The organism is Pseudomonas sp. Yb2C2, from assembly GCF_052112325.1.
Lineage (GTDB): Bacteria > Pseudomonadota > Gammaproteobacteria > Pseudomonadales > Pseudomonadaceae > Aquipseudomonas > Aquipseudomonas marginalis.
The window spans coordinates 306,329-322,253 of record NZ_JAVAJK010000002.1 but is presented as its reverse complement, the minus strand read 5'-3'; the positions used below and the strand labels follow the sequence as shown (position 1 = coordinate 322,253).

At 62.7% G+C, this 15,925-nt stretch carries 8 protein-coding genes; 1 reads left to right on the top strand and 7 read right to left on the bottom strand.

Annotated elements, in window-relative coordinates; translation table 11 throughout:
- Positions 1-287 precede the first annotated feature (287 nt).
- Complete coding sequence (locus Q8X51_RS03755) at positions 288-1,706, top strand: amino acid permease (protein WP_065926556.1); 1,419 nt, start codon at positions 288-290, stop codon at positions 1,704-1,706.
- 48 nt (positions 1,707-1,754) lie between these two features.
- Here the strand turns inward: Q8X51_RS03755 and Q8X51_RS03750 are convergent, their stop codons facing one another.
- From Q8X51_RS03750 to Q8X51_RS03720, 7 genes are all read right to left on the bottom strand, one after another.
- On the bottom strand, positions 1,755-8,246 hold the full coding sequence (locus tag Q8X51_RS03750) for an NEL-type E3 ubiquitin ligase domain-containing protein (RefSeq protein WP_407693186.1): 6,492 nt from the start codon (positions 8,244-8,246) through the stop codon (positions 1,755-1,757).
- 66 nt (positions 8,247-8,312) lie between these two features.
- A complete protein-coding gene (locus tag Q8X51_RS03745; protein ID WP_065948881.1) occupies positions 8,313-9,446 on the bottom strand; it encodes an OpgC family protein in 1,134 nt (377 codons plus the stop codon).
- 132 nt (positions 9,447-9,578) lie between these two features.
- Positions 9,579-9,875: a cupin domain-containing protein gene (locus Q8X51_RS03740; RefSeq protein WP_065926553.1), complete on the bottom strand. Its 297-nt coding sequence runs from the start codon at positions 9,873-9,875 to the stop codon at positions 9,579-9,581.
- 59 nt (positions 9,876-9,934) lie between these two features.
- Positions 9,935-10,219, bottom strand: coding sequence for a putative quinol monooxygenase (locus Q8X51_RS03735; RefSeq protein ID WP_065926552.1), 285 nt, complete (start codon positions 10,217-10,219; stop codon positions 9,935-9,937).
- Between the two features lie 11 nt (positions 10,220-10,230).
- On the bottom strand, positions 10,231-11,850 hold the full coding sequence (locus tag Q8X51_RS03730; protein WP_407693187.1) for an FMN-binding glutamate synthase family protein: 1,620 nt from the start codon (positions 11,848-11,850) through the stop codon (positions 10,231-10,233).
- Positions 11,851-11,931: 81 nt separating this feature from the next.
- The gene (gene bglX / locus Q8X51_RS03725) at positions 11,932-14,196 is read right to left on the bottom strand and encodes a beta-glucosidase BglX (RefSeq protein ID WP_407693188.1); all 2,265 of its coding nucleotides are present in this window, start codon (positions 14,194-14,196) and stop codon (positions 11,932-11,934) included.
- Positions 14,193-15,773, bottom strand: coding sequence for a glucan biosynthesis protein (locus Q8X51_RS03720; RefSeq protein ID WP_407693365.1), 1,581 nt, complete (start codon positions 15,771-15,773; stop codon positions 14,193-14,195). Before Q8X51_RS03720 ends, bglX begins: the two co-directional genes overlap by 4 nt.
- Positions 15,774-15,925 lie beyond the last annotated feature (152 nt).

Here is a 15,925-nt window from a genome sequence, read left to right as displayed (position 1 = left end):
ATGCTGTGCAATACTCGCCGCCGTTTGCGACAGACTATTCCTACAGTTCCCAGGTGATGCCCCTCCGCAGAAGCGGCATTTGCCGAGGAATCTCGCTGAATTTTGTTGCTTATTGAGTGAAAAGCCCTGCTTGCGGCTTTCTATACTGCACGCCCCCTGAGCTGGCCGGTGTGTCGGCCGGACGGGTTTACCCACGAGGTGAGCCCGCTAGGACAGCGTCACGGCGACCCGCTGTGGCGCTGAACACTCGGTGGTTCAATCCAATAACAAAATGAGGTTGTATCCCCATGCCAGCTGGCAACCACCTGCCCCATGGCGAGACCGCTTCTGGCGGCCCGCTCAAACGCGAACTCGGTGAGCGGCATATCCGCCTGATGGCCCTCGGCGCCTGTATCGGTGTCGGCCTGTTCCTCGGTTCGGCCAAGGCCATCGAGATGGCCGGCCCGGCGATCATGCTCTCCTACATCATTGGCGGCCTGGCGATCCTGGTGATCATGCGCGCCCTCGGCGAGATGGCCGTGCACAACCCGGTCGCCGGTTCGTTCAGCCGTTATGCCCAAGACTACCTTGGCCCGTTGGCGGGCTTCCTGACCGGCTGGAACTACTGGTTCCTGTGGCTGGTGACCTGCGTCGCCGAGATCACCGCCGTGGCGGTGTACATGGGCGTGTGGTTCCCCGATGTACCGCGCTGGATCTGGGCCCTGGCGGCCCTGGTGAGCATGGGCACCATCAACCTGATCGCCGTCAAGGCCTTCGGTGAGTTCGAGTTCTGGTTCGCCCTGATCAAGATCGTCACCATCATCGCGATGGTCATCGGCGGTGTCGGCATCATTGCCTTCGGTTTCGGCAATGACGGTGTTGCCCTGGGTATTTCCAACCTGTGGGCCCACGGCGGCTTCCTGCCCAACGGCGTGCAGGGTGTGTTGATGTCGCTGCAGATGGTGATGTTCGCCTATTTGGGCGTGGAGATGATCGGCCTGACCGCTGGTGAGGCGAAGAACCCGCAGAAGACCATCCCCAATGCCATCGGCTCGGTGTTCTGGCGGATTCTGCTGTTCTATGTCGGCGCGTTGTTCGTGATCCTGTCGATTTACCCGTGGAATGAAATCGGCACCCAGGGCAGCCCCTTCGTGATGACGTTCGAGCGGTTGGGCATCAAGACCGCCGCCGGCATTATCAACTTCGTGGTGATCACCGCTGCGCTGTCGTCGTGCAACGGCGGCATCTTCAGCACCGGTCGCATGCTCTACAGCCTGGCACAGAACGGCCAGGCTCCGGCGACGTTCGCCACCACTTCCAGCAATGGCGTGCCGCGTCGCGCCCTGTTGTTGTCGATAGGCGCGTTGCTGTTGGGCGTGTTGCTCAACTACCTGGTGCCGGAAAAAGTCTTTGTGTGGGTGACGTCCATCGCCACCTTCGGCGCGATATGGACCTGGGTGATGATCCTGCTGGCGCAGCTCAAGTTCCGTCGCGGCCTGAGCCCGGATGAGCGCGCCGGGCTCAAGTACCGCATGTGGCTGTACCCGGTCAGTTCCTACCTGGCGCTGGCGTTCCTGGTGCTGGTGGTCGGCTTGATGGCCTACTTCCCGGACACCCGGATCGCGCTGTACATCGGCCCGGCGTTCCTGGTGCTGCTGACCGTGTTGTTCTATGTGTTCAAGCTGCAGCCGGCCCAGGCTGGCCAGGGTTCGCCGCGCTCGGCATGACCCCCTGAACGATGGCCTGCCTGCCCCTTGCGACAGGCAGGCCACAGGTCAGACGTGTTGCAGGGTCAGTTGGGTGCCTTCTGTCAGTTGCCGCACCAGGCGGTTATGTTCACTTCGTTCTTCCTCGGCCAGTGACTGGCGGCGCTCCAGGTACGCATCCGAACGCTTGTCCGGCAGTTGCTGCTCGAGCACGCTGACTTTGTAGCTCATGGTGTCCTTGATGGTCAGAAACGGCTCCGGCTCGCTACTTGCCAAATATTCGATCCAGAATTCGCTCATCAAGATCCACTCCTGCAAGGCGGGCGACTCGCCAAGCCGGAGCAGGGTGTTGCGCGCAGTGTTGACCACCTCGTCCGTGACGTAGTCATTCACGGTGTACAGCAGTTCCAGCGGATAAAACGGCAGGTCGAACTCACGGGCCAGTTTTTCGCGCAGGTACACCGTTACCTCGGCTGGGTCGACCGTCAGGTTGGCCCGTTCACGCTCAAGAATGAACTGATCGGCAAAGTGATCCAGCTGATTGAGGTAGAAGCAACTCTTGGCCAGCGCCAGCAAGGCCCTGTCGGCCATGTAACTGCGGGGTTGCTGCTTGGCCTGGTGGATACGGTGATGCAACTCCATGTTGGTGAACGCCAGCAGCACACTGTCGCCGCAGTCGCCTGAGCCGTAGGTGTTGAGGCATACCGTGTCGCGCAGTTGCCTCGACTCGCCCATGGCGCTCAGTAAGGTCCAGACTCTGTGGGTCAATGCTCTCCTTGGGGTGTCGCCGTGGATGTAGGCGTAGGTCCGCGTCAGGTCCTGCAAGACCCGGAACACATCATCGGCACTCGCCGTCTCATTGGTTTTCAAACCCTCCCACAGCGCTCTGCGTGCCGGTACATCCTGGAGCGGCACGCCCATCAGCCATTGGCTGAGGTCGTCGACGGCCACAGCCGTATGCCGAGGCGTACGCAGTTGGCCACCCAGGCGAATACCGGTATCCAGCCGGTACGCTTCGATACTCGCCAGGGTCGGTGCCGACAGCGGGTTTTCATGCAGGAGCGTGTTGCGATTGGCGGCTTGCAGCCAGGGGTTGGTGAAGACCTCTTCTGGAATGGTGGAGATCTGGTTTTCCTGCAGGTGCAACTCCATCAGGTACGGCAGCGCACTGGCGCCACGGGGCCATTGCGTGATGCCGGTGTTACCCAGGTGCAGGATGCGCAGTTGGGTCATTTGACTGACATCCGGGGCGAGTGCCAGGTCCGGGTTGTCGCTGAAGTCCACGTTGCGCAAGTTGACCATCGTTGCCAGGCGTTGTACCGCCTCTTCGGTCAAGCGGATGTCGTTGTCGTTCAGGTCCAGGTAGGTGAGCGAGGTCATGTCCGTGATTGCACTGGGCAGTTCGGTCATCCGGCAATCGAGGTGCAATGCCTTGAGCTGGTTGAATTTAGCGAGGAATTCAACCGCCGAAGACGGGAAGGCATTGCCGGAAATCCGCAGGTGTTCAATATGGCTGAAACCGCTGGTACCTGTGATGAACGAGGCGGGTGGCAGGCCACCATCGTCCAGTTGCAACTCCAGGGAGTACACGTGGAACAGCCCGGCGATGTAGACCGCCCTGTTGTCCCGCCGCCATGCCTGGCGCAATTGCTCGGCAATGTAGCGGCGCCGGGCCTGGCGCTGCCCGATGGGGTCGTCGATCACGTTGTCTTCATCCAGCACGGTTTCGCTCCAGCGCCGCAACTCCAGGTCCATGGCCTGGTACTCGGCCTTGCGACGTTCGAGCTCAATCAACACCGCCGGCTCAGTGAGGTTCAGCGACTGGATCAATTGGCGCGCGTCGTCGCGGGTGAAACGCGGATAAATCTCTTGGACCTTGGCCACCAGGTCCGGCGGCCTGGGGCCGTTGAACGGCCAGAAACGTGACCAGAGCGGGTACACCAGGAACGAACGCTCCAGGCCCATCGCCGGTTGCATCCAGGGTTGCAGGTGCGGGATATCCAGCAGGCCCTTGATCTCTACGCGGCGGGACAGGGCGATATCGGCGAGTTGCTGGCGCAGTTCGGTGATGCCGGTTTCATCGGTAACGCCCAGGACCGTTTGCTCGCTCGCCGACAAGGTGCTGAGAATCACCCTCAGCAAGTCGTTCGAAGGTTGGCCAAGGGGCACGCTGTTGGCGTCATAAGCCTGATAGCCACGATGGGTCTTGGCCACGGTCTTGCGCGAGGTGCCTACCAAATGACCGGCCGTTTTGAGCAGGCGCCCCTGTTCGTCGCGTTCGCGAATATCGATGCGCACATGCCTCGGCCAGGTGGGCAGGAGCTTGAGCAGATGCAGGGTAATCCGGTCGCTGTCGGCATTGGCGCAGGCAGACACATGCAAGCCCTCATAGGCGCGGTTCAGTCGCAGGTCGTGGCTACTCAAGCGCGCCTGTTCCGCGAGTCGCAGGCTCAATTGGTTGTTTTCATGCAGTTGCTTGAGTTCGCGTGGCGAGGCGTGGCCAAGAATCGCCGTGACGGAACTGGTTGGCAGATCGGGATGCTTGGCCTTGAACCGTCGCACCGACTCGCTGCCCCCGGACTCGCTGCGTTGGTACAACGAGCTCAGGATCTGCGCCTTTTCCCGGTCGGTGTAGTCGACGATCCGAGTGATCAGCTGGAACAGGCGCTGCTCGTGAGTCGTCGGCAATTCACCGAGCAGGGCAAGGGTCACGTCATCGTGGGTGATAATGTTTTCCAGCAGCCTGGCGTTTTTGAAGTCGGATTCGGTGATCTTCACCGTCAGGTCGTCCGGGCTGCTGCGTTGCGGGTATTGATGGGTGACCTGGTGGTTGTCATCGACAATTTGCAGTACGTGGCTGTCGGGCCATTCCGGCAGGCTGGAGAGCACCAGTAATTGCAAGTCCGGTCGGGCGTTGGAGGCGATGGGGGTTTCGTACATCGCGTCGATGAACTGGTCGATTTCCTGGTCGATCCTGAAGCGTTTGCAGGTGTCGACCAGCAATGGCGGCGCTGCACGGCCGCAGCGGTGAACCTGGCGCAATAGGTGGGCAGGGGTGTCGGTCAGGGCGAGGATGTTTTTGGACATGTCCTGGGTGAAGCTGTGGTGATTGCCCCCCAGGCGATAGAGCAGGCTATGGTCGTCCCAGCTCATCGGGTTCTCGCTGGACAGGCGCCAGGCACCGTGACCGTTGTGCTCCAGGGTCGGGGTGTCGACGCCGACCTTCTGCGGGTGCTTGAGCCGCCATTTAAAGCTGCGCTTGTCATAGATGATGCGGTACAGAGAACCGAACAACGGCAGGTAGTGGCGGCCTTCCAGGGGGAAAATACCTTGGGCATCCGGTTGCAGGGCGGGCGGCAAGGGCAATGTGTGTTCGTACTGCGCCAGTGACCCGTTGACCAGGCTCACAAAACCTTCGGGGGTACGTTGGCTGCTCATGTAGTCGCCCAGGGTGTGGCGCAGGCCCAGCGCATCGGTCGCACTGTGCATGCCCAGCGCCTGGTGCTCGTGGGGTTGCAGTACCGAGCCGATGGCCAGGTAGAAACTGTCGACGACCGGGGACACGGCAATCGTGCCGGCATTGCGCATGTCGTAGGCCTCATAGGCGCCGTCGCCTGAGTGCCGCAGCTCTACGGTTCGGTCGTCTGGGCCGCTGGAGCGATAGGGGGTGGCGATGGCTCCGGCATGCACTTCTGTGATCACGAAGTCGCGCTTGAGCCGATGGCGTACCAGCGCCGATGCGAACTCCCTGGCCCATTGGTCGGCGTCAGTGTTGTAGGGCCTTGGGTGATAAAGCCCGTCGATTGCCGCGTCGATACGCAGGGCGATGCGGTGGTTTTCCAGTTCTTCATGAAAGTGGCTGGGCAGCGCCCCCTCCTGCAAGTAGGCCTGCTGTTGGCGCGGTGTCAGAGGGTGCTGCTGCAGCAGGCGTTCCAGCAGGGCTGGGGACAAGGGGCGATTGAGGTCGCGCAGTTTCTTGAGCAGCGGCGTGACCGCCACCAGCGGGGCCGATGCCTGGATGGGCAAGAAGCGTCGGGCATTGATGGGCGGGAGTGGTTCACTTTTTTCATACCCGGCATAGCTGAAGATTGCCGCGAACAACGCCATCCGCTCACGGCTCGCCAGCGCGGCCACGTCCCGGCGAACGCTCATGATCCGCTGTTCGGGCGAGGCGTCGGCCTGATCCGCCAGGCCCAGCCGTGAGTGGGCCGGTTGCAGGCTGATGATCAGGCTCAACAGCGGCTCGGCCCGATAGGGCGGCTGGCCACGATCCCCTTCGACCTGGTAGCCACTGTCTTCACTGCGGATGAGGGTCAGGGTCTTTGACTCGGCCACCGTGTGCTCGAGGTTGCCGAAGGTTTCGATCACGCTGCGTTGCGGGTCGCTGATGCTCAGCAGCAGGCTGGCGGGCCAGTCCGGCAGTTGGGTCAGCAGGCACAGCACCAGGCTGTCACCGTAGGGCGGCAGGTAACCGGGCTCAGGGAAACGTTCGATGATCTGCTGGATCACCTGGTCAGCCTGCAGGCGCCGTACGCCCTCGATCAGGTTCAACGGTGCCGGTTCGCCACGCCAGACCCGATCCAGGGTGGTGCGGGTGGTTGCGGTGCTGCGCAGCATGCGTTCCAGGTCGAGCTGATGGATGACCGACGAACCGTTGGGCAGCATCCGTTGCAGCAATTGGATATCCGAGAGGGTATGAGCGTTGTGCAGGTCGAAGGTCCAGGCCTGCAGCGCGGGCTCGAACACAATGGGTGGCTTGTAGCTGCTGCGACCATTCTTGAGCACGTAGCGCAGGCCCGGCACGTCGTGGCTCACTTCGGCTACCAGGGTCTGACCTTCATGATGCAGCTTGACGTATTGCTTGCCGTGTACGGTGAACACGCCCAGGGCATCGGCGCTTTTGCCATCCAGTAGGTATTGCCGATCATGGGCATAAGGGCCTGGGTCGGCCTTCCACAGTTCATCCACGCCGTCGGGGCGCGTGACCTTGCGGGGGTTGCCCAGCCGTTGCAGGTGTTCGAGCATGCGTTGGCGATGGGCTTTACCCGCGACATTGATCAGGCGTCCGCTGATTGCCAGGTCGGCGACGTCGGTCAGGGTCGAGGCAAAGCCGCTGGCGTCGCCCTTGGCGGCTTCATTCAGGCCGACGCTGACGCTGTAGGTCATGCTGCCCAGCACCGCCAGTTGCATGATTCGGTTCATGCCCGTGACGCCACCGGGCAGGGGGGTCAGCAGCAGTTGCAGGACTTCGGATGCAATGGCGGCGGCGGCATCCTTGACGGCTTGCCAATCGGCTTCGGAGCGGCTGCTGGCGAGGGTGTCCATGTCGGCCTGGCAACGCTGCAACTGACGATATGCCAGGGCTTGGCGCAATGTCTCGGCGGGGCCGGCATGCGGGTCGGTGGCGAAGCGGATATCGTTGAGTGTGCGTTCCGGGAAGGCGTTGTGAAACCCGTCGTACAGTGTGCCCGCCAGCCAGTTCATGCCCTCGGGGCGTTTTTCCTGGGTCAGCAATGACTGGAAGGCCGACAAGCCCACCAAGGGCAACTGCCGGGAAAACCAGCCGAGGTCGCCTTGCTGGTGACTGTCCAGCAGTTGCTGGCGAAAGTCGGCTTCTGCCGAGCGGGCATCGTCGTGGTAGCGAAACGCGCCGCCAGGGCGGAAAGGAAAATAGGACAGCACCCCGAGGCTGGCAATCTTGATCAGCATCAAGGGCACGGGAATGTAACTCTCCCACGCCACGAACGGCACGGAGACAATGGGCGTGACGCCTGAGGTCAGGCTCAGGCTCTCGATCGACAGCTGCGTCCCGCTGCCGTCGATCGATGCCCTGAGGCGCTCATACATCGTGCGGGTCAAACCGTTGTGGGCGCGGTTGCGCCAGGCGTCTAATACATCGAACTGCAGCAGGGCCTGCGCGGCGTCATTCATCAATTGACGCAGCGTGCCATGCTCGCCCAGCGTGGCTCGGATCGTAACGTGCAGTTGGTGACCCAGGTCCAGCTCGCGGGCGATGCCGATGAACTCGCGGGCACTCAGGCTTCGGTCGCCGTCGGGACCGACCACGCGGCTGGCATCAATCAGGGTATAGCCGGAATCCGTGCGAGCGTACGCGGTGAAGCCGAAGTTCACGCAGGCTGCCTCCCACAGCGACAGGCTCTTGACGTGTTCGATATGGCGCAGGTCCATATCCGAACGACGCGGCACTCGGATGTGGCTGCCGGTTCGCCGCTCCCATGGCAAGGGTTGTTCCACTTTTTCCAGGTAGGTGGTTTCGAAGCGGTACTGTTCCGGGTCGCGCCCGCCGATCCTGTCGCGCAATTGCGCCAGGCCCTTGGTCTTGAAGGCACTTACGACCCGTTCTTTCTCGGTCTCGACTGCCGTCAAGGCCGCGAGGGCCTGGCGTTGCAGGTTTACGAAACGTCGCTTTTCCTCGTCGTCCAGGCCATCCAAGGCTTGGATCACGTTGCGCTGGATCAGCTCCAGTGCCTGTTGCTGGGTCCAGGAGATACTCGATTGCAGATTGCCGGACAGGCCGTTGAGTAATTGTTGAGTCGGCATGCGCTCTACCTTTCACGATAAGTGGAGGGCAGATGGAAGCACCGCGCATGCCGGCGCTGGGGCTATCTATTTAAGGGCCGGCGCCTCGCCGCGCAGCGCCAGGTCCAGGCGCTTGTTGAACTCCAGCCACGCCGCCAGCCCGGCCATCAGCGCCAGGCCCAGCAACGCGCTGAAAACCTGCATCGGCCAGGCATCCTCGACCTGGGCGTTGAGCATGTCCGCCAGCGGCGCCAGCAGCACGCCGAGGCAGAACACCTCCAGGGAGTAGCGGCCCATGCGACAGCTTTGTTGCGCCCACCAGGTTTGCGTCCAGCCGCGACCCGGCAACAGCTTGGCGGTGACATAGGCCAGGGCCAGGAAGTGCAGCAGGCGCAGCGGCGACAGGTCGGTCTTGCTGATGGGGTAGATCAGGTCGCTGAGCCACGACGGCATCAGCGCGTCATGCACCTCGGGCCAGCGCCATGACAGGGTCAGCACACACGCCACCACGGTGTACACCGCCGCCGCCATGAACAACGGCTGGCGCTTGAGCGGGCGCTGTTCCGGCGGGCGCGCCTGACTGGCCTGCAGCGCCGCCGCGCCACCGAGGATAAACAGGAACTGCCAGGTCACCGGGTTGAAGTACCACACGCCGTCGGCAATCGCCCGCAGGTTCCAGCCCATCCACGGCGCCAGCAGATACACCGTCGCCGACGCGGCCACCACCAGCCAGGTGTGGCGCAGCAGCAGCGGCAACACCAGCGGCAACCCCGCCAGCAGCACGATATACAACGGCAGCGGGTCCATCAGGTTGGGCTTGAAGCGCAGCAGCAACTCGTCGGTCAAGGCTTGTTGCGGGTTGGTGATGAAGTGCGTCAGGCCCATTTCCTGGACGAGGTCGCGGGTTTCCACCTTGCTGTTGGCGAAGAACACGATGCCCATCAGCATCGCCAGCAAAAAGATATGCACCACGTACAGCACCCAGGCGCGGCGCAGGATCTTCAGGCAGGCCATCCAGTAGCCTTCGCGTTGCAAGACCTTGCTGTAGGCCAGTACCGAGGCGTAGCCGGCCAGAAACACAAAGACTTCCGCAGCATCGCTGAAGCCGAAGTTGCGCAGGGTGATCTGGCCGAGGGGGTTGTGGGGGACGTGATCCCAGAAAATGAAGATCAACGCCAGGCCCCGAAAAAAATCGATGCGCGGGTCGCGTCCGTTCAGCATGGCAGCGGGCTCTTGAACAAAAGGTTTAGTAATGACCGGCGAGCGCGCAGGTTGTCGTACGCCGCACGTCGGGCGGGCGCAGGTTGGCGGTATTTGTAAGCAATTGCAAAGGTTGGGTATTACTGAATGTCTCTAGGCGTCAATGATCACCAGGGTGCCCTGGCTACCTGGAAGTACGGCATGAGCGGTGCCTGCTTCCACGAGGTACATCTGGCCGGTCTCTACGTGGATCTCTTCATCAGCGATGCTCAGGCGCAAATGGCCGCTGATCACCAGTAGCCCTTCGTTGTAGTCGTGCACCTCTTCTTCGTAAGCCTGCTCATCCATGCGCAACACCTTGATCCGCGCCGGGCCGACCTGGCCCAGGCGTATCGATTTCCAGCTGTCAGGCAGTTGCCCGGCGAGTGCAGCGAAGTCCAGTAACGGCATGTGAATCTCCTTGTTTCTACGATGCCGTCGGTGGTCCGGTTCAGCGGGGAAGAGGTGGGTCAGAACGCATCCATCAGCAGCACTTTGCACGGCTTGGCCTGGTGCTCATTGATCTGCGGCACCAGCCGGGTGAAGTGTTCGGTCTGGCAATGGGTGTCGAGCGCGGCCTGGTCGGGCCATTGCTCGATGAAAATGAAGTGCCCTGGGTCTTTCTGATCGACAAACAGATCGTAGGCGATGCACAGCGGTTCCTGGCGGGTTTTTTCCACCAGTTCGGCGTACCAGGGACGTACGGTGTCGAGGTATTCGGGTTTGATGAAATCTTCGGCGATGACTTTCAACACGATCTGGGTCCTTAAGCAGCGGCGACTTCATGGGGCTCAAAACTGTCCGCCCGCGCCATCTGCCACATGCGCGAATAGAACTCGCCATTCACTTCGCCGGTGAGCAACTCGCCAGGCTTGAGGAACACATGCAACTGCGAGAACAGCTTGATCTCGGTGGCCGACATGCGTCGTACCAGATGCTTGGCCGACAGCTGCGACGGATGATCCAGGCCTGCCGCCGCGAGCATTTCGGCCAGGGCCTTGAGGGTGTTGCGGTGGAAGTTGAACACCCGCTGGGCCTTGTCCGGCACCACCAGTGCACGTTGGCGCAATGGGTCTTGGGTGGCGACGCCGGTCGGGCACTTATTGGTGTGGCAGCTTTGGGACTGGATGCAACCGATGGCGAACATGAAGCCGCGCGCCGAGTTGGCCCAGTCGGCGCCGATGGCCAACACGCTGGCGATATCGAAGGCGCTGACGATCTTGCCACTGGCCCCCAGCTTGATCTTGTCGCGCAGGTTCAGGCCTACCAGGGTGTTGTGCACGAACAGCAGGCCTTCGCGCAGCGGCACGCCGATATGGTCGGTGAACTCCACGGGCGCGGCGCCGGTGCCGCCTTCCTTGCCGTCGACGACGATAAAGTCCGGGAGGATGCCGGTTTCGAGCATGGCCTTGGCAATGCCCATGAACTCCCACGGGTGGCCCAGGCAGAACTTGAAGCCCACCGGCTTGCCGCCGGACAGTTCACGCAATTGGGCGATGAATTGCATCAACTCGATGGGGGTAGAGAACGCGCTGTGACGTGACGGCGAGATGCAGTCTTCGCCCATCAGGATGCCGCGGGTTTCGGCGATCTCTTCAGTCACCTTGTGCTTGGGCAGGATGCCGCCGTGGCCGGGTTTGGCGCCCTGGCTCATCTTGATTTCGATCATGCGCACCTGCGGGTTCTGCGCCTGCGCGGCGAAGCGCTCCGGGTCGAAGCGGCCGTCGCTGGTGCGGCAGCCGAAGTAGCCGCTGCCCAATTCCCAGGTCAGGTCGCCGCCGTTTTCACGGTGATAGGGGCTGATGCTGCCTTCGCCGGTGTCATGGGCAAAATTGCCAAGCTTGGCGCCTTGGTTGAGCGCGCGGATCGCATTGGCGCTCAACGAGCCAAAGCTCATCGCCGAGATATTGAACACCGACGCCGAATACGGCTGGGTGCATTGCGGGCCGCCGACCATCACGCGAAAGGCGCTGGGGTCGCTCAGGGGCGCGGGGCGCATGGAGTGGCCGATAAATTCGAAACCCAGCTGGTACACATCGATCAGGGTGCCGAAGGGTTTGTCGGCGGTTTCGTTCTTGGCTCGCGAGTACACCAGGGATCGTTGCGAGCGCGAGAAGGGCAGGGCGTCGCTGTCGGACTCCAGCAGGTACTGGCGGATTTCCGGGCGGATAGCTTCCACCAGGTAACGGATATTGCCCAGGATCGGGTAGTTGCGGCGCACCGCGTGGGGGCTTTGCAACAGGTCGAAAATACCGATCAGGCTCAACACGCCGGTGACCAGGGTGATGGGCCACAGCCATTCGTGTTGGATAAAGGGCAGGCTGGCGAGGGTGAACATGACGCACACGGCAAAGAAGGCGTAGCGGCTTAGCAAGGACAGGCTCATACGGTTTCCTTGGGTTCGGACTCTCAGGTCGATCCGGCATTCTGCGCCAGTAACGAAACGCCAGACAACCTGCAGGTGTACTCAGTTTGATCCCGGTGATGGGACGGACTGGCCCGAAATAGACAAGGCGCGGCTATCGGTCAGTTCAAACCGGGCCTGGTTTTCGGTGGTCGAATCTGCCCCGACGAAGACGGTGAACGTGCCGGCCTCAATCACCGGCGAAAAGTTGCTGTCCAGCAGGGCAAAGTCCGCCTGGTCAAGGGTGAAGGTCAGCTCCCGCGCCTCGCCGGGCGCCAGCTGCACTTTGCGGAAACCGCGTAGTTGGCGAACCGGGCGGGTCACGCTGGCGACATCATCGCGCAGGTATAACTGCACGATTTCTTCGCCTGGGCGCGCTCCGGTATTGGTGACGGTGACCGCCACGCTCAGCACTTGGGTGGACGCCAGCCGCTGTGTGCTGAGCCGCGGTGCGGAGTAACTGAACGAGGTATAGCTCAGGCCGAAGCCGAAGGGATACAGCGGCGTCCAGTGTTCATCGATGTAGCCGGAGGTATACCTTTCATCGCCGCTGGGCGGACGCCCGGTGCTTTTGTGCGCGTAGTAGAGGGGGATCTGCCCCACGTTGCGCGGGAACGTGATCGGCAGTTTGCCGCTGGGGTTGACGTCACCAAACAGGATATCGGCCACGGCATGGCCCATCTCACTGCCCAGGAACCAGGTTTCCAGCAGCGCCGGCGCCTGGCGCACGTTTTGCGAGAGCACCAGCGGGCGGCCATTCATCAACAGGATGACCACGGGTTTGCCGCTGTCCAGCAGGGCACGCAACAGCGCCTCCTGGGCACCCGGCAGGTCGAGGTCCGCGCGACTGCGGGCTTCGCCGCTCTGATCGGCGCGCTCGCCGAGCACGGCGATCACTACCTCGGCGCGGCGGGCGGCCTGCCGGACCTCGTTGAGGTTCTGCGTCTCGGTGCTGATGGGCGAAGCGCCGGGCAGGTAAACCACCTCGGTGCCAGGGGCGACGGCGCGGCGTATGCCCTGCAAGACCGTGATCGAATCTTCGGGATGAGCCGCCAAGGCCCAGGGGCCGATCGTGGCCTCGGCGTCCGTGGCCAGGCTGCCGACCACCAGCACGTTGCGCAGGTGCTTGGACAGCGGCAGCAGGGCGTCGGTGTTTTTCAACAATACGATGGACTTTTGCGCGGCCTCGCGTGCCAGTGCCCGGTGCTGCGGTGTCAGGACATTGGCCCGTTGCCGCGCCTCGTCGCTGTAGCGGTAGGGATCGTCAAGCAGTCCCAGGCGCTGCTTGGCCTGGAGTACACGGCGCACCGCATTATCCACGGCGGTCAGGGGAACCTGGCCAGTGCGCACCAGGGTGGGCAGGTATTGGCGGTACGTCTGGCTGACCATGTCGATGTCCACCCCGGCGTCGAACGCCAGCCGTGCCCGGTCGGCCGGACCGCCGGCGATGCCGTGCTGGCTCAGCTCCCAAATGGCGTTGAAGTCACTGACAATGAGGCCACGGAACCGCCACTGATTGCGCAGCACACCGGTCAACAGCGCGGTGTTGCTGTGCAGGGGCGTCCCGGCCAGTTCGTTGAACGAGGGCATGATCCCATCGACGCCAGCCGCCACGGCCGCCTGGAAAGGCGGCAAGTACACTTCCCGCAACGTGCGTTCCGACACGTCGGCGACGTTGTAGTCGCGCCCGCCTTCGGCCGCGCCGTAGGTCACGAAGTGTTTCGCGGTCGCCAGCATATATGACGGGTCGGCAGGCCCGGCGCCGTGGAACCCCCGCACCTTGGCGCTGGCCAGCGCTGCGCCCAGGAACGGATCTTCGCCGGTGCCTTCCACCACACGGCCCCAGCGCGGGTCGCGGGCAATGTCGACCATGGGCGCGAAGGTCCAGTGTATGCCGCTGGCCGTCGCTTCAACGGCCGCCGCGCGAGCGGTCCGTTGTGCCAGGTCAGGGTCCCAGGCAGCGGCTTGCGCCAACGGCACGGGAAATACAGTGCGAAACCCGTGGATCACATCAAAGGCAAACAACAACGGTATAGGCAGGCGAGAACGGGTGACGACGTGTTCCTGCAACCGGCGGGTCTGTTCGACGCCGTAGGCGCCAAGGACCGAGCCCACGGTGTTCATGGGCAGTTGCGCCAGCTCGCCTTGGTCAATGACCGGGCCGGTAGGTGTGTCCTGGACGCCGAGCTGGCTGAGTTGGCCGACTTTTTCTTCCAGCGTCATCTGCTGCAACAAGGCCTCTACGGGGTCCTGCTCGCCGGCGTGGAGAGCGTTGCCGCTGACACTGAACACCACGCAGAACAGCGCCCATTGGCCGCCGAGCCTCATGGACTATTGCCGGTGTCGGCCGTTGAAGGGGTACCGATTGCCGTCGATTCCGAATGGAAGGGATGGTACTGATACAGCCAGGTCTCTGACAGCGGCTGGCCGTCCAGGCGCAGGAACAGGCGCAATTCCACCGGCTCCTTGCCGTCGACGTTCAGGTCGAACTGTGCTCGCCAATGGCCGGCGACGCCGTCCGGCACCGCTTCGGTAAAGACCCGGCTGAGGGCGCCCCTGGAGCAACTGATCACGGCCTCGGGCTTGACCCCCGGTGCGAGTTTTTCCAATGGGGCGCCCTGGAATTCCACCACGAATTTACGTACCCCCAGCGGGCGCGGCTCACCCGGTGAGCCGCCTTTGCCCAGGCGAGTGGCCACGCACACCGCCAGTGGCGAAACGTAGGGCTCCCGGGCCAGCCAGTGCAGGCGATACCGCAGCGCATAGCGGTTGCCCGCTTCCGCCGGGGCCGAGGGCACCCACATCGCGACGATGTTGTCGTGGATCTCGTCGTCGGTGCCGTTTTCCATCAGTTGCACGCTGCCTTCGCCCCAATCGCCCAATGGCTCGACCCACAGGCTGGGACGCCGTTGGTAATTCACCCCATCAAGGTAGTGGTCGAAATTACGGTCGCGCTGTAACAGGCCGAAGCCCTTCGGTTGCCGGTCGCTGAACGCCGAAACCAGGGTGCGTGGCGGGTTGTTCAAGGGCCGCCAGATACGTTCTCCGTTGCCGGTCCAGAGCCCCAGGCCGTCACTGTCGTGGACCTCGGGGCGCCAGTCGGCGGCGGTGCGCTTGGCGGTTTCACTGAACCAGAACATCGAGGTCAGCGGCGCAATGCCCAGCCGGCTGACGTTCTTGCGCAGGAAAAACGTGCAGTCGATGTCCATGACCACGCCCTGTGTGCGGTGGATCTCGAAACGGTAGGCGCCGCAGATACTGGGGCCGTCGAGCCGCGCGTAGAGGGTCATGGCGTTTGTGTGCTGGTTCTTTGGCGGCTCGAACCAGATGTGGGTGAAGTCGGGGAATTCTTCGGCCTTGCCGGCTTGTGCCACATCCAGGGCAATCGCCCGTGCCGACAGGCCGTACTGGTACAACTCGCCGATGGCCCGGAAGTACGACGCGCCAAGAAAGGCCACCCAGTCGTTCTGTTGCCACGCCAGCCTGGCCTGGTCGCCCAGACGGCTTTCCTGGATACGAAAACCGGCGAACCCGCTGTTACGGGGCAGGGCACGGGCCGGGCTGTCGCCCGGCATATCGAAGTGCGCCGGGTCGTAGACGATCTCGCGGGCGATGCCGTTGTCCAGCACATACAGCCTGACGGGCGTGCGAAAAAACGACCCCAAGTGAAAGAATGTCACAGGGAACTTGCCGGGGCCTTTGGCGAACAGGGCGTGCTCGGGTTTGAAGCGGATCTGGCCATGGGCGGCGTAGTCGAGTCGCGCCAGCAGCGCGGCCGATGCGGTGCTGGGGTAGGTGTAGGGTTTCAAGGCATCGGCCTGTGCCTGTTCGATCAAGCCTTCGAAGGAAAAAGCGCTGGGCTGGTCGGCTGTATCGGCCGCCAGGGCGCCCCTGCCCAGTGGCATGAGCAAGGCGCCCAGTGACGCGTATGTGAGGAACTCGCGACGCGTAGACATGCTGTCCTTTCCTTCGACGATGAGGGTCCAGGCCTCACGTTCAGCACGCCACCGGCATGCAACCGTGTTGCTTGTGTGGAGTCTCGAGTCGGGAAAAGGGT